A 22,470-nucleotide genomic window follows, 5' to 3' on the forward strand; every position below is an offset into this window, starting at 1 on the left:
AAGGCGGTCGCGCGCAAATGGCACAGGCAACACTGGCCCGAAACAAACGTAGGAGCGAGCAAAGCTCGCGATGCGCCGCGCGGGCGGCGCTCGATCTCATAGGCGCCACAAAAACAAAGGCAGGCACCTTTCACAGCCAATGCCATCCCAAGGCAAGCCCATAGCCACCCCGACACCCACAACAGCAACACCCCCCAAAAACAAAGCGGGGAGGCCTTCCGGCCTCCCCGCTTCTGCTTCATCCCTTACAAGCTAGGGAATGCAAACTGCGACGCTTCATGGCTGGCCCGCTGTGGCCAACGCTGGGTGATCGCCTTGCGGCGAGTATAGAAGCGCACACCATCCGGGCCATAGGCATGCAAGTCACCGAACAGCGAACGCTTCCAGCCACCAAAGCTGTGATAGGCCACCGGCACCGGCAGCGGCACGTTCACACCCACCATGCCCACTTCGATCTCGTCGCAGAACAGGCGCGCCGCCTCACCGTCACGGGTGAAGATGCAGGTACCGTTGCCATACTCGTGGTCATTGATCAGCTGCATGGCCTGCTCCAGGCTGCTCACACGCACCACGCACAGCACCGGGCCGAAGATCTCTTCTTTATAGATGCGCATTTCCGGAGTCACTTTGTCGAACAAGGTGCCACCCACGAAGTAGCCATCCTCATTACCGGATACACGCAAGCCACGGCCATCCACCACCAGCTTGGCGCCAGCAGCAACACCGTCATCGATGTAACCTACTACCTTGTCACGGGCAGCAGCAGTCACCAGCGGGCCCATGTCCAGACCGCACGAAGTGCCGGCACCAATCTTCAGTGCCTTGATCTGCGGCTCCAGCTTGGCAATCAGGGCATCGGCCACCTGGTCGCCCACGCACACCGCAACCGAAATGGCCATGCAGCGCTCGCCGCACGAACCGTATGCTGCACCCATTAACGCACTGACGGCGTTGTCGAGGTCGGCATCCGGCATCAGCACTGCATGGTTCTTCGCGCCACCCAGGGCCTGCACGCGCTTGCCGCGTTTGGTGCCTTCGGCATAGATGTACTCGGCAATCGGAGTCGAGCCCACGAAGCTCAGTGCTTTTACTTCCGGCGCTTCGATCAGCGCATCCACCGCTTCCTTGTCACCGTGCACCACGTTGAGGATGCCTTTCGGCAGGCCAGCTTCCAACAGCAGCTGGGCGATGAACAAGGTCGAGCTTGGGTCACGCTCGGAAGGCTTGAGGATGAATGCATTACCGCAAGCGATGGCCAGCGGGTACATCCACAGCGGCACCATTGCCGGGAAGTTGAACGGGGTGATACCGGCAACCACACCCAGCGGCTGGAAGTCGGACCACGCGTCGATGTTTGGGCCGACGTTGCGGCTGTACTCGCCCTTCAGCACCTCTGGGGCCGCGCAGGCGAACTCGACGTTCTCGATACCACGCTTCAGCTCGCCAGCTGCGTCTTCCAGGGTTTTGCCGTGCTCTTCGCTGATCATCTGCGAAATCTTGGCTTCGTTCTGCTCCAGCAGTTGCTTGAAGCGGAACATCACCTGGGCGCGCTTGGCCGGAGGGGTGTTGCGCCAGGCCGGGAAGGCCGCCTTGGCCGAGTCGATCGCTTCCTGCACGGTTGCGCGGCTGGCCAGCTCGACCTTGCGAACGGCCTGGCCAGTGGACGGGTTGAAGACATCGGCGGTGCGCTCACCCTTGGTAACCAGCTCGCCGTGGATCAGGTGCTGAACAATGCTCATGCAAAACTCCAGATAAAGAAGGTAGAGACAGGCGCGCGATACATGCACGCACCTGCCGTCAAAATCAGAAAGATCAGTCGATCAGGTTCAGGGTTTCACCGACGGCATCGAACAGGCGGTCCAGTTCCTGCGGCGTGGTGTTGAAGGTTGGGCCGAACTGCAGGGTGTCGCCACCGAAGCGCACATAGAAGCCAGCCTTCCACAGTTTCATGGCCGCTTCGTACGGGCGGACGATGGCATCACCGTCGCGGGCGGCGATCTGGATGGCGCCAGCCAGGCCGTAGTTACGGATATCGACGATGTTCTTGGTGCCCTTCACGCCGTGCAGCAACTTCTCGAAATGCGGCGCCAGTTCGGCGGCGGACTGCACCAGGTTTTCCTTCTGCAGCAGGTCCAACGCGGCGATACCCGCGGCGCAGGCTACCGGGTGCGCCGAGTAGGTATAGCCGTGCGGGAATTCCACGGCATATTCCGGAGTCGGCTGGTTCATGAAGGTCTGGTAGATCTCGCTGCTGGCGATAACCGCACCCATCGGGATGGCGCCGTTGGTCACCTGTTTGGCGATGCACATCAGGTCTGGGGTAACACCGAAGGCTTCCGAGCCGGTCATCGCCCCCATGCGGCCGAAGCCCGTGATCACTTCGTCGAAGATCAGCAGGATGTTGTGCTGGGTGCAGATTTCACGCAGGCGCTTCAGGTAGCCCTTCGGCGGCGGCAGCACACCGGCCGAACCTGCCAGCGGCTCGACGATAACCGCTGCAATGTTGGAGGCATCGTGCAGCTCGATCAGCTTGAGCATTTCATCAGCCAGGGCGATACCGCCCTCTTCCGGCATGCCTTTGGAGAAGGCGTTCACCGGCAATACGGTGTGAGGCAGGTGGTCCACGTCCAGCAATTGGCCGAACATCTTGCGGTTACCGTTTACGCCACCCAGGCTGGTACCGGCGATGTTCACCCCGTGATAGCCACGGGCGCGGCCGATGATCTTGGTCTTGGTCGCCTGGCCTTTCAGGCGCCAGTAGGCACGTACCATCTTCAGTGCGGTGTCGGCGCACTCGGAACCGGAGTTGGTATAGAAGACGTGATTGAGATTGCCCGGAACCAGCTCGGCAATCTTCTCCGCCAGCTGGAACGACAGCGGATGACCGAACTGGAACGCAGGGGAGTAGTCCAGGGTACCCAACTGGCGGGTCACCGCGTCGGTGATTTCCTTGCGGGTGTGCCCGGCGCCGCAGGTCCACAGGCCGGACAGGGCATCGAAGATCTTGCGCCCTTGGTCATCGACCAGGTAGTTGCCTTCGGCCGCCACGATCAGACGTGGATCACGCTGGAAGTTGCGGTTGGCGGTGTAGGGCATCCAGTGGGCATCCAGCTTGAGCTGGCTGGCGATACCGGCGGTAGCGGTTTCGGGCATGTTCATCGGCGGTTCCTCGAAAGACGATTAGGCAACGATGGATGTTGTTGCAGCTAAATTGGCACGGCGATAAAGTCTGAAAAAGCCTACATTTCTAATCTTCAGACAGGTACTGACTAAACTAATGAGCCGACGCCCCGATCCACTCGCCCAAGTCAGCGATTTCGACATCCGCCTGCTGAAAATCTACCGCAGCGTCGTCGAATGCGGTGGCTTCTCGGCCGCCGAAAACGTCCTGGGCATTGGCCGCTCGGCCATCAGCCAGCAGATGAACGACCTCGAACAACGCCTTGGCCTGCGCCTGTGCCAGCGCGGTCGTGCCGGTTTCTCGCTGACCGAGGAAGGCCGTGAGGTCTACCATTCGGCACTGCAACTGCTCAGCGCCCTGGAAAGCTTCCGCACCGAGGTCAACGGCCTGCACCAGCATTTGCGAGGTGAGCTGAACATTGGCCTGACCGACAACCTGGTGACCCTGCCGCACATGCGCATCACCCATGCCCTGGCCGAACTCAAGGACCGCGGCCCCGATGTGCGCATCCAGATCCGCATGATCGCGCCCAGCCAGGTCGAACACGGCGTGCTCGACGGCAGCTTGCACGTGGGCGTAGTGCCGCAGACCAGCCCACTGTCGGGCCTGGAGTACCAACCGTTGTACAGCGAACGCTCGCTGCTGTACTGCGCGGTCGGCCACCCGCTGTTCTATGCCGATGACCAGCAAATCGACGATGACCGCCTCAATAGCCAGGAAGCCATCACCCCTACCTTCCGCCTGCCGGCCGAAATCCAGGCGCATTACCAGGCGCTGAACTGCACGGCCAGCGCTTCGGACCGCGAGGGCATGGCGTTTCTGATCCTGACCGGTCGCTACATCGGCTACCTGCCCGACCACTACGCAACATTCTGGGTGCAGCAAGGCCGCTTGCGTGCGCTCAAGCCCCGGCAGCGCTTTTATGACCTGAGCCTGAGCTGGGTAACGCGCAAAGGCCGGCGCCCCAACCTGGTACTGGAAAGCTTCCTCGAAAGCCTGGCAGCGACACGTTAATGCCAGTCTCTGCCGCAAACGCTTGTCACTTCGGCGCAGGCAGGTAATCTTGTCCGACAGCCGCAGCCACTGCCCCGTACGGAATCGTCCATGACCCTAGAAGTCCCTGCGCATCGCCTCTCCGCCTCGGGCAAGCCCGCGGGCCGCATCCGCCAGAAGAACGAACAGGCCATTATCCAGGCCGCCGAAGACGAATTCGCTCGCCATGGGTTCAAAGGCACCAGCATGAACACCATCGCACTCAAAGCGGGGTTGCCCAAGGCCAACCTGCATTACTACTTCACCAACAAGCTGGGCCTGTACATTGCCGTGCTCAGCAACATCATCGAGTTGTGGGACAGCACCTTCAATGCGCTGAGCGTCGAGGACGACCCCGGTGAAGCCCTGAGCCAGTACATCCGCACCAAGATGGAGTTCTCCCGCCGCAACCCGCAAGCTTCACGGATTTTCGCCATGGAAGTGATCAGCGGTGGCACCTGCCTGACCGAATACTTCAGTGCCGATTACCGCGAATGGTTCCGTGGCCGGGCTGCAGTGTTCCAGGCCTGGATCGAAGCCGGCAAAATGGACCCGGTCGACCCTGTGCACCTGATTTTCCTGCTGTGGGGCAGCACCCAGCACTACGCCGACTTCGCCACCCAGATCTGCCAGGTTACCGGCCGCAGCCGTCTGACCAAGCAGGACATGGAAGACGCAAGCAACAACCTTATCCACATCATTCTGAAGGGCTGCGGCATCAAGCCGGCTGCCTGACCACTCTTATGCCATCTACCCTGCTCGACCTCTGCGAATACCGCGAGGAAATCCGCAAAAGCCGCTTCATCACCCTCGCCGGACCGATCAGCAGTGCCGCCGACGCAATGAGTTTCATCGAGCGCCACAGCGACCTCGCCGCCACCCACAACTGCTGGGCATGGAAGCTCGGGGCGCAGTACCGCAGCAGCGATGACGGCGAGCCTGGCGGCACCGCAGGGCGGCCGATCCTGGCGGCCATCGAGGCCCAGGAGTGCGACCAGGTGGTGGTGCTGGTGATCCGCTGGTACGGCGGCATCCAACTGGGAACCGGCGGCTTGGCCAGGGCCTATGGCGGCGGCGCCAACAAGTGCCTGCAACAAGCACCCAAGCGCCTGCTGGTACAGCGCAGTGAGTTCACCTGCAGCTGCAGTTTCAGCGAACTGGCACTGGTGAAGCTGCGCCTGGCCGAAGTCGACGGCCTGGTTCTGGATGAACAATTCACCGCCAATGGCGTGGACCTGTTGATTGCCCTTGGCGACACCCACCTCGCACCCTTGCAGCAACAACTGGCCGACCTGAGCCGCGGGCGCATTTTGCTCGAAGCACGCTGAACATTGCCCACAACAACTGTGGGCGTGCCTGTGGATAAGCTTGGGGCACTCGCCTGCAGCCTGCTGTTTTCAAGGCGCGCAGCGCTTTGATCATATTTTGATCACTATTTGATGACAGCCGCAAATTGCTGAAACCACAGGAGTTATCCCCAACACGATGCATGGCGGGCCTGCATGCAGCGACCACGGCTTGCGCACAATAACTGTGGACCAGCTTGTGGATAACCCGTGCGCCAACAGGCGAAGCGCCCGGCCATACAGGGCCCCGGCGCAGTTGCTCGTTTTTTGTACAGCCATAGGCGAGGCAGCGACTGCCGCCGTGCATTATCCTCAATACCTTTCTTCGCCACCGACCACGGAGCGCGCTCACATGGCTATCGCAAAAACCGCACTTATCATCGGCGCCTCGCGCGGGCTTGGCCTGGGCCTGGTACAACGTCTGCACGAAGACGGCTGGGCCATCACCGCCACCGTCCGTAACCCCCAGCAGCCCGGCGCCCTGGCCCAAGTGCCCGGCGTACGCATCGAGCAGTTGGAAATGAACGACACCGCTCAGCTGGACGGCCTTAAGCAACGCCTGCAAGGTCAGGTGTTCGACCTGGTATTCATCAATGCCGGCGTCATGGGTCCGCTGCCACAAGACCTGGAGACGGTACAGAACAAGGACATCGGCGACCTGTTCATGACCAACGCCGTGGCGCCGATCCGCGTGGCTCGCCGCCTGGTAGGCCAGGTACGCGAAGGCAAAGGCGTTCTGGCGTTCATGAGTTCTATCCTGGGCAGCGTGACCATTCCCGACGGCGGTGAAATCTGCCTGTACAAAGCCAGCAAGGCGGCACTGAACTCGATGATCAACAGCTTTGTCGTCGAGCAGCAACGCCCGGACCTGTGCGTATTGGCCATGCACCCAGGGTGGGTGAAAACCGACATGGGCGGCGAGAACGCCGAAATCGATGTGCTCACCAGCACCCGTGGCATGCTCGAACAGATCAAGGCCCAAAGCGGTAACGGCGGCCTGCGCTTCATCAACTACAAAGGCGAACCCCTGGTCTGGTGATTCACCCGGTCGCAGCCCGGCTGGGCGCATTGCCCGGCCGGCCCCTGTAGAATGGCGGCAACCGTACCTGATTGAGATGAACCACTATGTATGACTGGTTGAACGCCCTGCCCAAGGCCGAACTGCACCTGCACCTGGAAGGCTCGCTGGAGCCCGAGTTGCTGTTCGCCCTGGCCGAGCGCAACAAGATCGCCCTGCCCTGGGCCGATGTGGAGACCTTGCGCGGTGCCTATGCCTTCAACAACCTGCAAGAGTTCCTCGACCTGTATTACCAGGGTGCCGATGTGCTGCGTACCGAGCAGGACTTCTACGACCTGACCTGGGCCTACCTGCAACGCTGCAAGGCCCAGAACGTGATTCACACCGAACCGTTCTTCGACCCACAGACCCACACCGACCGCGGCATCCCCTTCGAAGTGGTGCTCAATGGCATCAACCAGGCGCTCAAAGATGGCCGTGAGCAACTGGGCATCAGCAGCGGCCTGATCCTCAGCTTCCTGCGCCACCTCAGCGAAGATGAAGCGCAGAAAACCCTCGACCAGGCCCTGCCGTTTCGCGATGCGTTCATCGCCGTTGGCCTGGACAGCTCGGAAATGGGCCACCCGCCGAGCAAATTCCAACGCGTGTTCGAGCGCGCCCGCAGCGAAGGTTTCGTCGCCGTTGCCCATGCCGGCGAAGAAGGCCCACCCGAGTACATCTGGGAAGCCCTCGACCTGCTGCAAATCAAGCGTATCGACCATGGCGTGCGTGCCATCGAGGACGAGCGCCTGATGCAGCGCATCATCGATGAACAGATCCCGCTCACGGTGTGCCCGCTGTCCAACACCAAGCTCTGCGTGTTCGACCATATGAGCCAGCACAACATCCTCGACATGCTCGAACGCGGTGTGAAAGTCACGGTCAACTCGGACGACCCTGCCTACTTCGGCGGCTACGTCACGGAAAACTTCCACGCCCTGTACACCCACCTGGGCATGACCGAAGACCAGGCCCGTCGTCTGGCGCAGAACAGCTTGGACGCTCGCCTGGTCTGAGTAGCATGACGACGTTGCACTCACCCAACGTGCAACGTCGCCACACGGGCTATACGATTGATCCGCTGAATTCCCTGCGCCGAAATATGCAAGGCCCGCGCGTCCTCGGCCTCGCGCAGCCACCCAGATTGCAGGAATAACCTGAACAAGGCCTGGCCCAGTACCCCCCCAGGTGTGGGCCTTGGTCATTCCACTCGGTGCAGCGGCAGATCACGCAACCTCGTTGCTGATTGGGTGCCAGGGCATCGATATACACCCCAACCAAGGCCAACTGCGCCCGCCCTTCATCACTGACCATCAACTCTCGGCCGTTGCCTTCTAGCCAGCCGGTCACCACCAGACGGTGATACAACTCGCTGGCCAATTCCCCACCCAGGTGATCGCCACAACGGCGCGCCCGGCGCATCGACATGGGCAACGCTGATACTGGCGCCTTGGCACGCTCTCCCCTGGCGCTTTCCAGTTGAACACTGGCCAAGGCCTCTACCGCCGCTCCGACTTGCGGGGTGGCCAGGCGAAAGTAGCGCTTGCGGCCCCTGGCTTCATGCCTGAGCAAACCGGCCGACGACAGCAACGAAAGGTGCGCGCAAGCCGACGACGAAGTCAGGCCGGTCATGATCGCGAGCTCATTGGCCAACCGCGGTGTGCCGTCGATCAATGCCCACAACATGGCACTGCGCTTGGGGTCGGCCATCAGGCTGGCGATCTGGCTGATACTGCTGGCTGCGTTCATGTCCCTGTAACTCCCTGCAAGTTCACTGTGTGGATGCGATGGCCAACCCTGGCAGGGAAGCACCTCTCGCTGGCACGGGCCTGGTTCGCCAGTATAAGCCGCAGAAAACGTCGTTCAGACGAGCAGATGCCGATGTCGCTACGGCGAAAATCCACTGGGTATGCCTACCCATGGCAACCAGCGAAGTGGCTCAGGAAAGCTACCCGAAACCTATTCAAACAAGGCCCCGATACGCCCACACGGACGCGCTGCAACATCTTGATGTAAACAGACTTGCAGCAATTTCAGATGCGGCCCACAGCAAACTTCCGCAAGTAGCGCGAAACAAAGCGAAGGTTCTGCAAGCTTGCAGGCATTGCGCCCAAAGTGGGAACGCCGTCAGGAAAATGCACCCGATTACCGTCAGTCAGAACACCGAAGCGGTACCATGGCAGGCTGATGGGCCAGCGCTACACTTGAGCGGCTCCCCTTACTGGAGGTATGCCGCGATGAAAATTGTCGTTAGTGCGTCGAGCCGAAACCCGGCCTGCCCCTGGCAAGTCCAGCTCGATCAGCATGTGGTCAGTTTCCGCAGCGAGGCCGAGGCACGTGCCTTCGTCGCCACGCTGGAAACCCGTCTGCAGGCACCTCACCCGCTCATGCGGGAGCCTTGGCCCGCAAACGCTGGGTCAGCAGCGCGACACTGACCACCAGTGCCCCGCACAGGCTGATCACCATTGCCATTGGCACCGCACTGCCATCGTGCAGCAGCCCGACCAGCGCCGCCGCGCCGGCAGCAATGCTGAACTGCACGCAACCCATCAGTGCAGAGGCGCTGCCGGCCCGCGCGCCCTGCCCGCTCATGGCGCAGGCCGACGCATTGGGGATGATGCAACCAAGGCTGGCGATGCAGATGAACAATGGCACCAGCAGCGGCCACAACTGCGCAGGTCGCAATGCCGCCACGCCCAGCAGCACCAGCCCCGCAACCAGGTATAGCCACACCGCGCGGGCCAGCAGGAACGCCGGCCCGCGTTTGGCCAGCAAGCGGGCGTTCACCTGCGCCACCAGAATAAAGCCCGCGGCATTGGTACCGAACAGCCAGCCGTAATGCTCGGCGGGCACGTCATACAGCTTGATGAACACGAAGGGCGAACCGGCGATATAGGCAAACATGCCGGCAATAGCGATACCGCCAGTCAGGGCATGGCCGAGGAAAGCCCGATCAGCGAGCAGCCGCAGGTACTGGCGCACAGCACCCGACAGCGGCTGGCGCGGTATGTGCTGGGGCAGGCTTTCAGGCAGGCCCAGGCTGACCGCCAACAGGCAGCCTGCACTGAACAGACTCAGGGCGAGGAAAATCGATTGCCAGCCCGCCAGGTTCACCAGCACGCCGCCGAGCATCGGTGCCAGTATCGGTGCCAGGCCCATGACCAGCATCAGTTGCGAGAACACCTTGGCTGAAGCTACCGGGTCGCACTTGTCGCTGACGATGGCCCGCGAAAGCACCATGCCAGCACAACCACCCAGCGCCTGGACAAAACGCGCCAGCACCAAGGTGTCGAGGTTGGGGGCGTAGGCACAGGCCAAGGATGCCAGGGTGAACAGGGTCACGCCGAACATCAGCGGTTTGCGACGGCCAAAGCGGTCGGCAACTGGCCCATAGGCCAACTGCCCGATGGACAGGCCGAGGAAGTAGGCGGCCAAGGTGGCCTGGACGTGTTTTTCATCGGTGGCGAACGCTTGCGCCATGGCCGGGAAGGCGGGCAGGTAGAAGTCGATCGCCAAGGGCCCGAACGCACTGAGTGCGCCCAGGATGAGCACCATTCGCAGGTTCATCAGGAATCCATAGCAGGCTAAGCAAGTGAGTGATTCTACCTGCTGTGGACCCCATCAATGTGAAAACATTTGCAACAAACCTGCTGGTTCCCGCAGGTTGATGTTCAGGCCACTTCGGCCTGATACCCCTCATCGCGAATGGCGGTAAGTATCTGCTCCGGCGCCAATTCACTCTGTACCCGCACCTGTTTGGCTGCCAGGTCGATTTCGACCTTGGCCGCCGCATCCTGCTCCTGTACCGCGCGGGTCACGGCTTTCACGCAATGGCCACAGGTCATGCCTTGTACTTTGAACACTTGCATGGGGGTTACCTCCTTAAGAGTTTCCACGAGTTTCAAGCTTGCCATCAGGGCAAGGTCAAGCCCTGCCTGCAACATCCGGAGTGGAAATCCGCGCCCGCGTCGGCCAAGCTGCGCCTTTGACGATCAGGCAAGCAGGAGATTCTTCATGTTCAGGGCAGCATTGGGCGTCGTCGGGCTATTGGGCGCGCTGGCTGTGGTGCCACCGGCCAGCGCCGAGGGCAACTCGGCCTACAGCGTACTGATCATTTCCCGGGAGCGCCTGGAAGTGGCCACCAGCTGCGAAATCGGCGTATACCTCAACGACCAGCTTTCCGGGCGCGTATTCCAGGAACAGTCAACGTCGTTCAACCTGCCGCCAGGCCCTGTGGATGTGCGCCTGCGCCTGCTCCCTGGGCAAATGCCAGGTTGCGCCGCCGGTATCGAGGACCAGCGCAGCACACGTTTGAACCTGCAGGCGGGCCAGATCAACAAATACCGCATCGCCATGGGGCAATATGGGCTGGAGTTGAAACGAGCCGACCTGGGCTATTGACCTTGCCCGCATGGCAAGGTTGATGCTGGAGGCCTGTCCAAGGAGGAGAGCCATGCCCGCATCCACCACTTACGACCTGCCGATTTCCGGCATGACCTGCGCCAGCTGTGCTGGCCGGGTCGAGCGCGCCCTGCGCAAGGTCACCGGCGCTGAACAGGTCAGCGTAAACCTCACCACTGAAAAAGCTCGGGTTCTGGCCCCGGCCGACAGCCTGCCGGCCTTGGTCGACGCCGTGCGCGAAGCCGGTTACGGGGTGCCCACCCGCACCCTCGAACTGCAGATCGGCGGCATGACCTGCGCCAGCTGTGTCGGCCGTGTAGAGCGCGCCCTCGGCAAGGTCCCCGGGGTCGAGCAGGTCAGCGTCAACCTGGCCAGCGAACGCGCGCACCTCGAAGTGCTCGCGGCCCTCGATGACAACCTGCTGATCGACGCCGTGCACAAGGCCGGCTACAGCGCCAGCCTGCCGCAATCGGCAAAGGACGAGCAAAGCGCTGCCCAGCGCCGCCTGCGCAACGAGCGCCTGGCAGTCGGTGCAGCCTTGCTGCTGGCCCTGCCGCTGGTATTGCCAATGCTGGTACAGCCGTTCGGCCTGCACTGGATGCTGCCTGCCTGGGCGCAGTTCCTGCTGGCCACGCCGGTGCAGTTCATTCTCGGCGCCCGCTTCTACGTAGCTGCCTGGAAGGCCGTGCGCGCCGGTGCCGGCAACATGGACCTGCTGGTGGCCCTGGGCACCAGCGCCGGCTATGGCCTGAGCCTGTATCAATGGGCGCAGGCCCCCGCCGGCATGGCTCCGCACCTGTACTTCGAAGCCTCGGCCGTGGTGATTGCCCTGGTATTGCTGGGCAAGTACCTGGAAAGCCGCGCCAAGCGCCAGACCGCCAGTGCCATCCGCGCCCTCGAGGCCCTGCGCCCGGAACGCGCCGTGCGCGTGGTCGATGGTCAGGAGGAAGACGTGGCTATCGCCCAACTGCGCCTGGGCGACCTGGTACTGGTCAAGCCCGGCGAGCGCTTCCCGGTCGATGGTGTGGTCGAGGACGGCAGCAGCCATGCCGATGAGGCCCTGATCAGCGGCGAGAGCCTGCCGGTGCCCAAGCAACCCGGCGACAGCGTCACCGGTGGTGCCATCAATGGCGAAGGCCGGCTGCTGGTGCGTACCCAGGCACTGGGCACCGAGACCGTGCTGGCGCGTATCATCCGCCTGGTGGAAGACGCCCAGGCCGCCAAGGCGCCGATCCAGAAGCTGGTCGACCGGGTCAGCCAGGTGTTCGTCCCCGCCGTGCTGGTGCTGGCCCTGATCACCCTGGTCGGCTGGTGGCTGGCTGGGGCACCGCTGGAAACCGCGCTGATCAACGCCGTCGCCGTGCTGGTCATCGCCTGCCCCTGCGCCCTTGGCCTGGCCACGCCGGCAGCGATCATGGCCGGCACCGGGGTTGCCGCCCGCCACGGCATCCTGATCAAAGATGCCGAAGCCCTGGAACGGGCCCATGCGGTCAACCGCGTGGTGTTCGACAAAACCGGCACCCTTACCTCCGGCAGCCCGCGGGTGGTTCACAGCCAGGCGCAGGATGCCAGCAGTGCCGACCTGCACCGCCTGGCCGGCGCCCTGCAGCGCGGCAGTGAACACCCACTGGCCAAGGCGGTGCTGGAAGCCTGTGCCGACCTGGGGCTGGACGTGCCCACCGTGGCCGACAGCCAATCGCTGACCGGGCGCGGCATTGCCGGGCGCGTTGAAGGCCGTGAGCTGGCGCTGGGTAACCGCCGCCTGCTTGACGAAAGCGGCCTGCAGCCCGGTGAGCTGGCGAGCAGGGCACAGGCCTGGGAAGCCGAAGGGCGCACCCTGTCGTGGCTGATCGAACGCGGCCCGCAACCGCGCGTGCTGGGCCTGTTCGCCTTTGGTGACAGCCTCAAGCCTGGCGCCGCGCAAGCCATCGACACCCTGCATGCCCAGCACATCAGCAGCCACCTGCTGACCGGTGACAACCGTGGCAGCGCCAAGGTGGTGGCCGAAGCCCTGGGTATCGACGATGTGCATGCCGAAGTGCTGCCGGCCGACAAGGCCGCGACAGTGGCCGCGCTCAAGCAGGATGGCGTGGTCGCGATGGTCGGCGATGGCATCAACGATGCGCCGGCGCTGGCCGCTGCCGACATCGGCATCGCCATGGGTGGCGGTACCGACGTGGCCATGCAGGCCGCCGGCATCACCCTGATGCGTGGCGACCCGCGCCTGGTGCCCGCCGCGCTGGAGATCAGCCGCAAGACCTACGCGAAGATCCGCCAGAACCTGTTCTGGGCCTTCATCTATAACCTGATCGGCATCCCGCTGGCCGCGCTGGGTTACCTCAACCCGGTACTGGCCGGTGCCGCCATGGCCCTGTCCAGCGTCAGCGTGGTCAGCAACGCACTGTGGCTCAAGGCGTGGAAACCCACCAGCAGCACCCAGGAGGCGCCATGAACATCGGCCAGGCCGCCCGCCGCAGCGGGCTCAGCACCAAGATGATCCGTTACTACGAGTCCATCGGCCTGCTCAAACCGGCCACGCGCAGCGACAGCGGCTACCGCTTGTATCAGGCGCAAGACTTGCACAGCCTGGCCTTCATCAAGCGCTCCCGCGACCTGGGTTTTTCCCTTGAGGAAGTCGGCAAGCTGCTGACCCTGTGGCAGGACCGCCAGCGTGCCAGCGCCGATGTGAAGGCGCTGGCGATGCAACACATCGATCAACTTAACCGGCGCATCGAGGAGCTGGTGAGCCTGCGCGACACCCTTGGTGAGCTGGTTTCGCACTGCCAGGGGGATGACCGCCCGGATTGCCCGATCCTCAAGGACCTGGCCAATGGCGCTGCCGGCAACTGCTGTCACTGAATGGTCATGAGCGTTTGGTATGCCAAAAGCGTCCAAACGCGACCGAATAGTCACCAAACCCGACTTTATCCAATAAATACGGGGGTTTTGCCTTCATTTAACCGGGATGCTGCCGATGCACTGGCTACCTGCCTCGTGTGTCGACAATAAAAAATTCCGGGAGCGTCGATGAGCATCAAACAGAAACTGACCTGGGCATTCGCGGTCATCGCCGGCTTGCCCATCGTCCTTGTGGCCACCCTGGTGGTCATCAACCTGCGCGGCGAAGCCCGCGACGGATTCCTCGACGGTAGCAGCCGGGAAATCCGCCAGGTCAGCAACGCGATGAACATCTTCTTCCAGGGCATCAACCAGAACGTCGAGTACATGGCTTCCCAGCCAATGGTCGCCGCCACGGGCAGCGAGCTGAACAAGTACATGAGCGCTGCCCCGTCCTACGAGCTGGGCGAACAGGCCAGCAAGCTCCTCGCGTTCATGACCAGCCTGGCCAACTCGCATCCTGCCTATGCCTACCTGTCCTACGGGGTGAACGATGGCGGCTACACCGGCTGGCCGGCCGGGCAGAAATTCGTCAACTACGACCCCCGCACTCGCCCCTGGTACCAACTGGCCATGGCCAACCCAGGCAAGACCGTACGGACCGGCGCCTACTACTGGGCCGCCGACGACGCGGTGCTGGTCAGCACCGTGCGCGCCGTGGCCAACCAGTTGGGCAACCCCGGCGGCGTGGTCAACATCGATGTTTCGCTGAAGGGCCTGACCGAGATCGTCAAGCAGATCAAGCTGGGCGAAAGCGGCTACCTGATGCTGGTGGAAAGCAACGGCAACGTGATGGTCGACCCACGCGACGCCGGCCATAACTTCAAGCAACTGGCGAGCGTTGGCGACGGCTATGCCGAGCTGGCCAAGGCCGGCAAGGGCTTGGTCGAGGTCGAGCTCAATGGCGTGCGCTACATGGCCAACGTCTACCCCGACGAGCAACTGGGCTGGACCTTCATCGGCCTGATCGAACAAAGCGAAGTGATGCAGACCACCACCCGCCTGACCTGGCTGATCGGCATCATCGCCGTGGTGCTGGCCGTGCTCTTCGCCGTGGTCGGTGCGGCCTTCGCCAAACTGATCGTGCGCCCGATCAACAGCGTCACCAATGGCCTGGAAGACATTGCCCAGGGTGAGGGCGACCTGACCCGCAACCTGGAAATCCGCGGCCGCGACGAAACCGCGCAACTGGCCAGCTGGTTCAACCAGTTCCTCGGTGCCATCCGCAGCCTGATCCAGCACATCGGTGCTGCCGCCGGCAAGATTCTCAGCACCTCCAGCAGCTCGACCCGCGTCTCCAGCGACATGGCCGAGGCAGCCGGCCGCCAGCGCGAAGCCGTGGACATGGTTTCCACCGCCTTCCACGAAATGGTCGCCACCGCCAACGAGGTGGCGCGCTCTTGCAGCCAGGCCGCGCAGTCGGCTGACAGCGGCCAGCAGCAGGCCCGCGAAGGCCAGCAGCAGATCGATGCGGCGGTTCACAGCGTCGACCGCCTGAGCCAAGAGATCGAACAGTCGGCGCAGTCGATCCAGCAACTGGAGCGTGACAGCAACGCCATCCAGTCGATCCTCGGCACCATCCGCTCGATTGCCGAGCAGACCAACCTGCTGGCCCTGAACGCCGCCATCGAAGCAGCCCGTGCCGGCGAGCAGGGCCGCGGCTTTGCCGTGGTGGCCGACGAAGTGCGGGCGTTGGCCAAGCGCACTGCCGACTCCACTGCCGAGATCGATGGCTTGCTGGGTAACCTGGCCAGCCGCACCGCCGAAGTGGCCGAGCAGATGCATGCCAGCCTGGAAGTTTCGCAGCAGTCGGTAAGCCGTATCGGCCTGGCCCGCGACAGCTTCGGGCAGATCCGCGAGTCGGTGGACGTGATCCGCGACATGAACACGCAGATCGCCACGGCGGCCGAAGAACAGCATCAGGTGGCCGAGGACATCAACCGCCACATCAGCCAGATTCACGGCGATGCTCAACTGGTGGCCGAACTCGCCCTGGCTGCGCGCCAGGACTCCGAGAGCCTGGCCGGGCTGTCCAATGAGCTGGATGCGCTGGTGCGCAGGTTCCGTACCTGAGTTTTCCACTACCGGCCTCTTCGCGGGCAAGCCCGCTCCCACAGGTGAGCACTGCCTGTACCTGTGGGAGCGGGCTTGCCCGCGAAGAGGCCAGCACAGGCAACACTAGAGCTTGAGCTCCCCCGGCGTCGCCCCAAACAACTGCTTGAACGCCGCAATGTAAGCCGAAGTGGAGTCATACCCACACCCCAACGCCGCCTCGGTCACATTCTCCCCCGCCTCCAGCAGCGCCAGCGACGACAACAACCGCATTCGCTGCCGCCAGTTGCGAAAACTCAGCCCGGTCTCCCGCTGGAACAACCGCATCAGCGTCTTCTCCGAACACCCCAGTTCCCGCGCCCACTGTTGCAAGGTCTGCGGCTGGTCTGGCGCGGCAATCAAGCCATTGCACAACGCCAGCAACCCAGGGTGGCGGGGCAGTGGCAGAGAAAACCCAACTTCCGGCAATGTGCGCAACTGGTCGAGCAGTACCGCCACCAGACGCGCCTCGGCGCTGTCTTCTTCCGGGTAGTTCGCCGGGAACAGGCAAAATTGCTTGATCAGCTCGCGCGCCAGCGGCGTCACTTCCAGCACCCGGCATTGTTCCGGCGCCCATGGGCAAGCATCGCGGCGCACATACAGGCTGCGCATCTCGGCTTGCATCGAGGTGACCACTTCGTGTTCGGCATCGGCAGGGATCCACACCCCCCACTGCGGCGGAGCGAAGTAACTGCCGTCGCGCGTGTAGACGCCGAGTACGCCGCTGATGGCGTAGGAAAACTGTACCCAGTCGTGCTGGTGGCGGGTGGTCCAGGAACCGGCGCCGAGGCTCTCGGCACGGGCGTAGAGCGGCCTGGGCAAGTGGTCCAGCGCCGGGATAGCGCGGGGATGTCCGATGATCGGCATGGCGGTTTCTTGTAGTTCTGACCGGACAAGCCTAACAGCTAGCGGGTGATCAAGGCAGTCGCCGTCGCTGTAGGAGCAGCCTTGTGCTGCGAAAGGGCCGGTACGGGCACAAGATACCCTGTGGCAGTTACGGCCTCTTCGCAGCACAAGGCTGCTCCTACATGTACGCAGGCACCCTGGACAATGAAGCTGGCTTCACCGCTCGACGATAACGGTCACCCCTTGCCCCCCTGCCGCACAGATCGAAATCAACCCACGCCCCTTGCCCGCCGTCGCCAGCAGCTTGGCCAGGTTGGCCAATATCCGCCCTCCGGTCGCCGCAAACGGGTGCCCGGCCGCCAGCGAACTGCCTTTGACATTGAGCTTGCTGCGGTCGATGGCGCCAAGCGGCGCTTCCAGCCCCAACCGCTCGCGGCAAAAATCGGCATCCTCCCAGGCCTTCAGCGTGCACAGCACCTGAGCAGCGAAGGCTTCGTGGATTTCGTAGTAGTCGAAGTCCTGCAGCGTCAGGCCATTGCGCGCCAGCAAGCGCGGCACGGCATACACAGGCGCCATCAACAACCCTTCGCGACCCGTGACGAAATCCACCGCTGCGGTTTCCCCATCGACCAGATAAGCAAGCACCTGCAGCCCCTGCTGCTGCGCCCACTCCTCGCTACCCAGAAGTACCAGCGAAGCACCATCGGTGAGCGGCGTGGAGTTGCCCGCCGTCAACGTGCCCTGCCCGCTGCGGTCAAAGGCTGGCTTGAGCTTGGCCAACTGCTCAAGGGTAAGATCCGGGCGCAGGTTGTTGTCTCGCGTCAGCGAAAGAAACGGCGTCAACAGGTCATCCTGCCACCCCTCGGCATAAGCCGCGGCCAGCTTCTGGTGGCTGAGCAGCGCCAACGCGTCCTGCTCGGCGCGGCCAACATGCCAGGCTTGGGCCATGCGCTCGCAATGCTCGCCCATCGACAACCCCGTGCGCGGTTCGCCATTGCGCGGTAACTCGGGTTTCAGGTGATGAGGCCGCAGCTTGAGGAAGGGCTCGAGCCGCTCGCCCAGGCTTTTGCCACGGTTGGCCTGCAGCAAAATATGGCGCAAGCCCTCGTTGACAGCGATCGGCGCATCGGAGGTGGTGTCCACACCGCCGGCAATGCCGCAGTCGATCTGCCCCAGGGCAATTTTGTTGGCCACCAGCAGCGCCGCCTCCAGCCCGGTGCCGCAGGCTTGCTGGATGTCGTAGGCCGGCGTCTGCGGCGACAGGCGCGACCCCAGTACACACTCGCGGGTCAGGTTCATGTCGCGCGAGTGCTTGAGCACCGCGCCGGCCACCACCTCGCCCAGGCGCAGCCCATGCAGCCGATAGCGCTCGACCAAGCCTTCGAGCGCAACGGTGAGCATCGCCTGGTTGCTGGCCATGGCGTAGGCGCCATTGGAGCGGGCGAAGGGGATTCGGTTGCCGCCCAGGATCGCGACCCGGCGAGATGAACGCATGCGCTTGTTCCTCCTGAAACAATTTGATCCGTACAGCCTAGGTGTTTTTACCGCATTCGAACGACCCTGCCACAAAGTTGGTCCACACTTTCAAGCTTGCCTTTCGGGAGACCACTCATGAGCGATCGCTACCTCGGTTTTGCCAACTCCAATCTCGGCCGCCGCCTCGTGGATGCCCTTGGCCTGCCACGCCCGGCACCGCTGGAGCGCTGGCAGGCTGGCCGCCTGCGCCCGGTGGAAGGTGCCCTGGTACTGGGTGGCGGGCCACTGGCAAACCAGGTCGAAGCCATCGCCCCGCGCCTGACCGACGAGGTCTACAACTTCAATGCCGACCACCTGCAGGCGCCAGCCTGGGTGGCCGGCCTGGGGCCGAAAATCAAGGCCGTGGTGTTCGATGCCAGTCACTTGTCCGACAGCGATGCACTGAAGCAGTTGCGCGAATTTTTCCAGCCACTGCTGCGCAGCCTGGCCCCATGCGCCCATGTACTGGTACTGGGCCGTGCACCGGAAAGCCTCGACAACCTGTTGGCCAGCGTTGCCCAGCGTGCCCTTGAAGGTTTCAGCCGCTCGCTGGCCAAGGAACTGCGCAATGGTGCGACTGCCCAGCTGCTGTATGTCGCCCCCGCGGCCGAAGACCAGCTCGAAGGCGCCCTGCGCTTCTTCCTCTCGCCCAAGAGTGCCTTCATCTCCGGCCAGGTACTGCGCCTGCAGGCGTGCGCCAGCCACGTCGAGGACTGGACCCGCCCACTGGGTGGCCGCCGGGCCCTGGTCACCGGCGCCGCACGCGGCATAGGCGCGGCCATTGCCGAAACCCTGGCCCGCGATGGCGCCGACGTGCTGCTGCTCGATGTACCGCAGGCCAGCCAGGAACTCGACGCCCTCGCTGCACGCCTGGGCGGCAAGGCATTGCCACTGGATATCTGCGCCAGCGACGCCGCCACGCAACTGCTCGCGGCCCTGCCTGACGGCCTCGACATCGTCGTGCACAACGCCGGCATCACCCGTGACAAGACCCTGGCCAACATGACCCCGGAATACTGGGACGCGGTAATGGCCGTCAACCTCAAGGCCCCGCAGGTGCTGACCCAGGCGCTGCATGACAGTGGCGCGCTGGGGGAAAACGCGCGCATCACCCTGCTGGCCTCGGTCAGCGGCATCGCCGGCAACCGTGGGCAGGCCAACTATGCCGCGAGCAAGGCTGGGCTGATCGGCCTGGCCCAGGCCTGGGCGCCCCGGCTCGCCGAGCACGGTGGCAGCATCAATGCCGTTGCTCCCGGCTTTATCGAAACCCACATGACCGCGGCCATGCCCATGGCCCTGCGCGAAGCTGGGCGACGCCTTAGCTCGCTGGGCCAGGGTGGGCGCCCGCAGGACGTCGCCGAGGCCATCGCCTGGCTCAGCCAACCGGGCTCCGGGGCGGTCAGCGGCCAGGTGCTACGGGTATGCGGCCAGGCACTGATGGGGGCATGAACATGAGCCGACAATGGCACGACCTGCACAGCCCGGCGGCCCGCGCCAGCCTGTACCTGCGTGCAGCCAGCAAGCGCACGATCAGTGGCGAGCAGTTGCCGGACGATGGCCTGCGCTGCTTCATCCGGGTTGAGCCGAGCAATCTGGGCGCCTATCGCAAGCTTTGTCACTTTCCCGACGATGGCCGGCTGCCGGCGACTTATCCACATGTCATGGCGTTTACCCTGCAGTTGCAATTGATGACTGCCGATGAGTTCCCCTTCCCGCTGCTGGGCCTGGTGCACCTGCACAACCGCATCGAAGTGCTGCGCCCACTTGGCGGTATCGAAGGGCTGCGCGTTGCGGTGTATGCGCACAACCTGCAACCACATGCCAAAGGTGGCACCTTCGACCTGGTCACCGAGGCTGAAGACGGCATCGGCCTGCTATGGCGTGAGACCAGTCGCATGTTGGTGCGTGGGTTGAAGCTGGAAGGCGAGGCAATTGAGCCTGCCGACGCGGAGCCTGCTTCGTTGCCCGAAGCGACCCGCTGGTACGCCGACAGTGATATCGGCCGGCGTTATGCCAAGGTTGGCGGGGATTACAACCCTATCCACCTCAGCGCTGCCAGTGCGCGGTTGTTCGGCTTTTCCACAGCCATTGCCCATGGCATGTGGACCAAGGCCATGGCCCTGGCCGCGTTGCGCGGGCACCTGCCGTACAGTGGCTATGCCTTCGAGGTGGACTTCCGCAAGCCGGTGAGGTTGCCTTCGGAGGTGGTGCTCAGTGCCAGTGAGGCGGGCCCATCGGGTCAGCTACGGCTGGATGGCCATGGAGGGCAGCTGCATATGGTCGGGCGCTGGGGTCGCCTGTAGGGGTGTTCCTGTCCAGGCGGTATGCGCTTGCTTTGCGTTGGTCCTGCGCAGAAGCTATGCAGCATTAGGAGACCCCCGATGAACCTGCAAGAAATCACCCAACGGCTGCACCAGATCCGCGACAACAACGACTGGCGCGGCTTCCACAGCCCGAAGAACCTGGCCATGGCCGCCAGCGTCGAAATGGCCGAGCTGGTGGAAATTTTTCAATGGCTGAGCGAAGACGAGTCGCGCCAGCTGCCTGCCGACAAACTGGCACACGCCGGCCAGGAAATCGGTGATGTAGTGCTCTACCTGTTGCTGCTGTGCAGCGAACTGGGCCTGGACATGGACCAGGTGGTGCGGGCCAAGCTGGCCGACAGCGAGAGGCGCTTCGCCCGATGAATGACCGTCATTTCGATGAACTGGCCACCCGCTTCGCCGAGAAGATCTACGGCGGCGCCAAGGGTGCGATCCGCCTGGCCGTGTTGCAGGCCGACCTGGCCGAGGCGCTGCCCGACCGCCCGCTACGCATCCTCGACATCGGCGCCGGGTTGGGCCACATGGCCTTGTGGCTGGCCGAGCGCGGCCACCAACTGACCCTGGCCGAACCCGCAGCCCCCATGCTCGACGGCGCGCGTGCACGGTTTGCCGAAGCCGGCCAACCGGCCACGTTCATTCAGGCGCCCTGGCAAGACCTGCTCGGCCAACTGACCGAACCCTACGACCTGGTGCTGTGCCACGCCGTGCTCGAATGGCTGGCCGAACCCGAGAGCATCCTGCCTGTGCTGCACCAGCTCACCGCCCCCAACGGATGGTTGTCGCTGGCCTTCTACAACCGCGATGCACTGGTCTACCGCAACCTGCTCAAGGGCCATTTCCGCAAGTTGCGCAGCAACCGTCTGGAAGGTGAAAAGCAGAGCCTGACCCCACAGAAACCGCTTGATCCACGCGAACTCAAGGCGCAACTTGAACCTATGTGGCAGGTTGAAAGCGAAAGCGGCGTGCGGGTGTTCCACGACTACATGCCCAAGGAATTCCAGGGCAAGGCCGAGCTGCTCGACCTGCTGGAAATGGAACTGGCCTACCGTCGCCACCCCAGCTTCGCCGGGCTTGGCCGTTACCTGCACTGGGTCTGCCGCCCCCGCTAACCCGCCCCGCCGGGAGGAATACATGCCGTACCGTCTGTTGTGCCTGGCCCTGCTGCCAATTGCCCTGGCTGGCTGCCAGGGCAGCAACCCCTACGTGGCCAGCAGCCGACCGTTACCACCGGCCCCTGCCCAGGCGGCCACCACCTTCGACGCCAGCGCCTACCCGGCGCCCGCCCGTGATTATGGGCGCTACCGCAGCTGGAGCTGGCGCAACGGCCAGTTGCCCAGTGGCTCGGCCAACGCAGACCCGGCGCAGTTGGCCGATGCCGTCAGCGGCGCACTCGACCAACATGGCCTGCGCCCCGCCCGTGGGGCCTCCGGCGACTTGCTGGTCAGCGCCGACATGCGCCTGGAAAAACGCTTGCGCCAGGTGCGTGACTACGACACCTACGACCCCTACTACGGGCCGTACCCCTATGGTGGTGTCGGCTATGGTGGCTACCGCCATGGTTATGGGGGCTATGCCAGCGTGCCCATCGTGCGTACCTACGAGGTTGAAGTCATGGTAGTGCGCATCGACCTGTACGACGCCCGCAGCGGGCAACCGGTATGGAGCGCCAGCGCCGAAAGCGGCAGCGACAAGGACTCGCCGCGCGAACGCGAAAGTGCCTTGCGCGATTCTGTGCACAAGGCGCTCAGCGGCTATCCTCCCAGTTAATAGCTAACGGAG

General features: G+C 63.5%; 21 protein-coding genes and 2 pseudogenes. 16 read left to right on the forward strand and 7 right to left on the reverse strand.

Annotation, left to right across the window (positions count from 1 at the left end):
* Nucleotides 1-245: 245 nt before the first annotated feature.
* Nucleotides 246-1,739, reverse strand: coding sequence for a CoA-acylating methylmalonate-semialdehyde dehydrogenase (locus ACNFBR_RS28225; protein ID WP_416737776.1), 1,494 nt, complete (start codon nucleotides 1,737-1,739; stop codon nucleotides 246-248).
* Nucleotides 1,740-1,812: 73 nt separating this feature from the next.
* The gene (locus ACNFBR_RS28230) at nucleotides 1,813-3,159 is read right to left on the reverse strand and encodes an aspartate aminotransferase family protein (protein WP_416737777.1); all 1,347 of its coding nucleotides are present in this window, start codon (nucleotides 3,157-3,159) and stop codon (nucleotides 1,813-1,815) included.
* Nucleotides 3,160-3,277: 118 nt separating this feature from the next.
* Between ACNFBR_RS28230 and ACNFBR_RS28235 the strand changes: the two genes are divergently transcribed.
* The 5 genes from ACNFBR_RS28235 (at nucleotide 3,278) to ACNFBR_RS28255 (ending at nucleotide 7,632) form a co-directional block, all read left to right on the forward strand.
* The gene (locus ACNFBR_RS28235) at nucleotides 3,278-4,195 is read left to right on the forward strand and encodes a LysR family transcriptional regulator (protein ID WP_025337589.1); all 918 of its coding nucleotides are present in this window, start codon (nucleotides 3,278-3,280) and stop codon (nucleotides 4,193-4,195) included.
* A 90-nt stretch (nucleotides 4,196-4,285) separates the two neighbouring features.
* The gene (locus ACNFBR_RS28240; RefSeq protein ID WP_012270360.1) at nucleotides 4,286-4,948 is read left to right on the forward strand and encodes a TetR/AcrR family transcriptional regulator; all 663 of its coding nucleotides are present in this window, start codon (nucleotides 4,286-4,288) and stop codon (nucleotides 4,946-4,948) included.
* Between the two features lie 8 nt (nucleotides 4,949-4,956).
* Nucleotides 4,957-5,541, forward strand: a complete 585-nt coding sequence (locus ACNFBR_RS28245) for an IMPACT family protein (protein ID WP_416737778.1) — start codon at nucleotides 4,957-4,959, stop codon at nucleotides 5,539-5,541.
* Between the two features lie 370 nt (nucleotides 5,542-5,911).
* Entirely contained in the window at nucleotides 5,912-6,598 is a 687-nt protein-coding gene (locus ACNFBR_RS28250) for an SDR family oxidoreductase (protein ID WP_416737779.1), read from the forward strand.
* A gap of 86 nt (nucleotides 6,599-6,684) precedes the next feature.
* Nucleotides 6,685-7,632: an adenosine deaminase gene (locus ACNFBR_RS28255; protein ID WP_416737780.1), complete on the forward strand. Its 948-nt coding sequence runs from the start codon at nucleotides 6,685-6,687 to the stop codon at nucleotides 7,630-7,632.
* A 20-nt stretch (nucleotides 7,633-7,652) separates the two neighbouring features.
* Here the strand turns inward: ACNFBR_RS28255 and ACNFBR_RS28260 are convergent.
* A pseudogene (locus ACNFBR_RS28260) lies at nucleotides 7,653-8,365 on the reverse strand (transcriptional regulator).
* A gap of 488 nt (nucleotides 8,366-8,853) precedes the next feature.
* Here ACNFBR_RS28260 and ACNFBR_RS28265 point away from each other — a divergent pair.
* The gene (locus tag ACNFBR_RS28265) at nucleotides 8,854-9,051 is read left to right on the forward strand and encodes a hypothetical protein (protein ID WP_416737781.1); all 198 of its coding nucleotides are present in this window, start codon (nucleotides 8,854-8,856) and stop codon (nucleotides 9,049-9,051) included.
* Here the strand turns inward: ACNFBR_RS28265 and ACNFBR_RS28270 are convergent.
* Both ACNFBR_RS28270 and ACNFBR_RS28275 read right to left on the reverse strand, forming a co-directional pair.
* Complete coding sequence (locus ACNFBR_RS28270) at nucleotides 9,002-10,183, reverse strand: multidrug effflux MFS transporter (RefSeq protein WP_416737782.1); 1,182 nt, start codon at nucleotides 10,181-10,183, stop codon at nucleotides 9,002-9,004. The two genes, ACNFBR_RS28265 and ACNFBR_RS28270, sit on opposite strands and share 50 nt — an antisense overlap.
* A 104-nt stretch (nucleotides 10,184-10,287) precedes the next feature.
* The gene (locus ACNFBR_RS28275; protein ID WP_416737783.1) at nucleotides 10,288-10,485 is read right to left on the reverse strand and encodes a heavy-metal-associated domain-containing protein; all 198 of its coding nucleotides are present in this window, start codon (nucleotides 10,483-10,485) and stop codon (nucleotides 10,288-10,290) included.
* A gap of 145 nt (nucleotides 10,486-10,630) precedes the next feature.
* Between ACNFBR_RS28275 and ACNFBR_RS28280 the strand changes: the two genes are divergently transcribed.
* The 5 genes and pseudogenes from ACNFBR_RS28280 to ACNFBR_RS28300 all read left to right on the forward strand — a co-directional run bounded on the left by ACNFBR_RS28280 (nucleotide 10,631) and on the right by ACNFBR_RS28300 (nucleotide 15,988).
* Nucleotides 10,631-11,017: a hypothetical protein gene (locus ACNFBR_RS28280; protein ID WP_012270353.1), complete on the forward strand. Its 387-nt coding sequence runs from the start codon at nucleotides 10,631-10,633 to the stop codon at nucleotides 11,015-11,017.
* 52 nt (nucleotides 11,018-11,069) lie between these two features.
* On the forward strand, nucleotides 11,070-13,469 hold the full coding sequence (locus ACNFBR_RS28285; protein WP_416737784.1) for a heavy metal translocating P-type ATPase: 2,400 nt from the start codon (nucleotides 11,070-11,072) through the stop codon (nucleotides 13,467-13,469).
* Nucleotides 13,466-13,876 carry a Cu(I)-responsive transcriptional regulator gene (gene cueR / locus ACNFBR_RS28290; RefSeq protein WP_416737785.1) on the forward strand — a complete coding sequence of 137 codons (411 nt, stop codon included), beginning with the start codon at nucleotides 13,466-13,468 and terminating at the stop codon, nucleotides 13,874-13,876. Before ACNFBR_RS28285 ends, cueR begins: the two co-directional genes overlap by 4 nt.
* A 366-nt stretch (nucleotides 13,877-14,242) precedes the next feature.
* Nucleotides 14,243-15,130 (forward strand): annotated as a pseudogene (locus tag ACNFBR_RS28295) (cache domain-containing protein); the annotation flags it as partial.
* Between the two features lie 129 nt (nucleotides 15,131-15,259).
* A complete protein-coding gene (locus tag ACNFBR_RS28300; protein WP_416737800.1) occupies nucleotides 15,260-15,988 on the forward strand; it encodes a methyl-accepting chemotaxis protein in 729 nt (242 codons plus the stop codon).
* A 105-nt stretch (nucleotides 15,989-16,093) separates the two neighbouring features.
* Here the strand turns inward: ACNFBR_RS28300 and ACNFBR_RS28305 are convergent, their stop codons facing one another.
* On the reverse strand, nucleotides 16,094-16,873 hold the full coding sequence (locus ACNFBR_RS28305) for an AraC family transcriptional regulator (RefSeq protein ID WP_416737786.1): 780 nt from the start codon (nucleotides 16,871-16,873) through the stop codon (nucleotides 16,094-16,096).
* 195 nt (nucleotides 16,874-17,068) lie between these two features.
* Nucleotides 17,069-18,346 (reverse strand): acetyl-CoA C-acetyltransferase, encoded by a 1,278-nt coding sequence (locus ACNFBR_RS28310; protein ID WP_416737787.1) that lies wholly within the window; start codon nucleotides 18,344-18,346, stop codon nucleotides 17,069-17,071.
* 117 nt (nucleotides 18,347-18,463) lie between these two features.
* Here ACNFBR_RS28310 and ACNFBR_RS28315 point away from each other — a divergent pair, with 117 nt between their 5' ends.
* From ACNFBR_RS28315 to ACNFBR_RS28335, 5 genes are all read left to right on the forward strand, one after another.
* Nucleotides 18,464-19,816, forward strand: coding sequence for a 3-oxoacyl-ACP reductase (locus ACNFBR_RS28315; protein WP_416737788.1), 1,353 nt, complete (start codon nucleotides 18,464-18,466; stop codon nucleotides 19,814-19,816).
* Between the two features lie 2 nt (nucleotides 19,817-19,818).
* Nucleotides 19,819-20,670, forward strand: a complete 852-nt coding sequence (locus ACNFBR_RS28320) for a MaoC family dehydratase (protein ID WP_416737789.1) — start codon at nucleotides 19,819-19,821, stop codon at nucleotides 20,668-20,670.
* A gap of 78 nt (nucleotides 20,671-20,748) precedes the next feature.
* Nucleotides 20,749-21,054, forward strand: a complete 306-nt coding sequence (locus ACNFBR_RS28325; RefSeq protein ID WP_416737790.1) for a MazG-like family protein — start codon at nucleotides 20,749-20,751, stop codon at nucleotides 21,052-21,054.
* On the forward strand, nucleotides 21,051-21,800 hold the full coding sequence (locus ACNFBR_RS28330) for a methyltransferase (RefSeq protein ID WP_416737791.1): 750 nt from the start codon (nucleotides 21,051-21,053) through the stop codon (nucleotides 21,798-21,800). The genes ACNFBR_RS28325 and ACNFBR_RS28330 overlap by 4 nt, the downstream gene beginning before the upstream one ends.
* 22 nt (nucleotides 21,801-21,822) lie before the next feature.
* Nucleotides 21,823-22,458: a DUF4136 domain-containing protein gene (locus ACNFBR_RS28335; RefSeq protein ID WP_416737792.1), complete on the forward strand. Its 636-nt coding sequence runs from the start codon at nucleotides 21,823-21,825 to the stop codon at nucleotides 22,456-22,458.
* The last annotated feature ends 12 nt before the right edge of the window (nucleotides 22,459-22,470 follow it).

Source organism: Pseudomonas sp. NY11955 (genome assembly GCF_048068035.1).
Taxonomy (GTDB): Bacteria; Pseudomonadota; Gammaproteobacteria; order Pseudomonadales; family Pseudomonadaceae; genus Aquipseudomonas.

Excerpts from the sequence above, each read along its gene's own strand:
- ACNFBR_RS28225 (WP_416737776.1), bottom strand. The coding sequence starts at position 1,739 with ATGAGCATTGTTCAGCACCTGATCCACGGCGAGCTGGTTACCAAGGGT.
- ACNFBR_RS28230 (WP_416737777.1), bottom strand. The coding sequence starts at position 3,159 with ATGAACATGCCCGAAACCGCTACCGCCGGTATCGCCAGCCAGCTCAAG.
- ACNFBR_RS28235 (WP_025337589.1), top strand. The coding sequence starts at position 3,278 with ATGAGCCGACGCCCCGATCCACTCGCCCAAGTCAGCGATTTCGACATC.
- ACNFBR_RS28240 (WP_012270360.1), top strand. The coding sequence starts at position 4,286 with ATGACCCTAGAAGTCCCTGCGCATCGCCTCTCCGCCTCGGGCAAGCCC.
- ACNFBR_RS28245 (WP_416737778.1), top strand. The coding sequence starts at position 4,957 with ATGCCATCTACCCTGCTCGACCTCTGCGAATACCGCGAGGAAATCCGC.
- ACNFBR_RS28250 (WP_416737779.1), top strand. The coding sequence starts at position 5,912 with ATGGCTATCGCAAAAACCGCACTTATCATCGGCGCCTCGCGCGGGCTT.
- ACNFBR_RS28255 (WP_416737780.1), top strand. The coding sequence starts at position 6,685 with ATGTATGACTGGTTGAACGCCCTGCCCAAGGCCGAACTGCACCTGCAC.
- ACNFBR_RS28265 (WP_416737781.1), top strand. The coding sequence starts at position 8,854 with ATGAAAATTGTCGTTAGTGCGTCGAGCCGAAACCCGGCCTGCCCCTGG.
- ACNFBR_RS28270 (WP_416737782.1), bottom strand. The coding sequence starts at position 10,183 with ATGAACCTGCGAATGGTGCTCATCCTGGGCGCACTCAGTGCGTTCGGG.
- ACNFBR_RS28275 (WP_416737783.1), bottom strand. The coding sequence starts at position 10,485 with ATGCAAGTGTTCAAAGTACAAGGCATGACCTGTGGCCATTGCGTGAAA.
- ACNFBR_RS28280 (WP_012270353.1), top strand. The coding sequence starts at position 10,631 with ATGTTCAGGGCAGCATTGGGCGTCGTCGGGCTATTGGGCGCGCTGGCT.
- ACNFBR_RS28285 (WP_416737784.1), top strand. The coding sequence starts at position 11,070 with ATGCCCGCATCCACCACTTACGACCTGCCGATTTCCGGCATGACCTGC.
- cueR (WP_416737785.1), top strand. The coding sequence starts at position 13,466 with ATGAACATCGGCCAGGCCGCCCGCCGCAGCGGGCTCAGCACCAAGATG.
- ACNFBR_RS28300 (WP_416737800.1), top strand. The coding sequence starts at position 15,260 with ATGGTTTCCACCGCCTTCCACGAAATGGTCGCCACCGCCAACGAGGTG.
- ACNFBR_RS28305 (WP_416737786.1), bottom strand. The coding sequence starts at position 16,873 with ATGCCGATCATCGGACATCCCCGCGCTATCCCGGCGCTGGACCACTTG.
- ACNFBR_RS28310 (WP_416737787.1), bottom strand. The coding sequence starts at position 18,346 with ATGCGTTCATCTCGCCGGGTCGCGATCCTGGGCGGCAACCGAATCCCC.
- ACNFBR_RS28315 (WP_416737788.1), top strand. The coding sequence starts at position 18,464 with ATGAGCGATCGCTACCTCGGTTTTGCCAACTCCAATCTCGGCCGCCGC.
- ACNFBR_RS28320 (WP_416737789.1), top strand. The coding sequence starts at position 19,819 with ATGAGCCGACAATGGCACGACCTGCACAGCCCGGCGGCCCGCGCCAGC.
- ACNFBR_RS28325 (WP_416737790.1), top strand. The coding sequence starts at position 20,749 with ATGAACCTGCAAGAAATCACCCAACGGCTGCACCAGATCCGCGACAAC.
- ACNFBR_RS28330 (WP_416737791.1), top strand. The coding sequence starts at position 21,051 with ATGAATGACCGTCATTTCGATGAACTGGCCACCCGCTTCGCCGAGAAG.
- ACNFBR_RS28335 (WP_416737792.1), top strand. The coding sequence starts at position 21,823 with ATGCCGTACCGTCTGTTGTGCCTGGCCCTGCTGCCAATTGCCCTGGCT.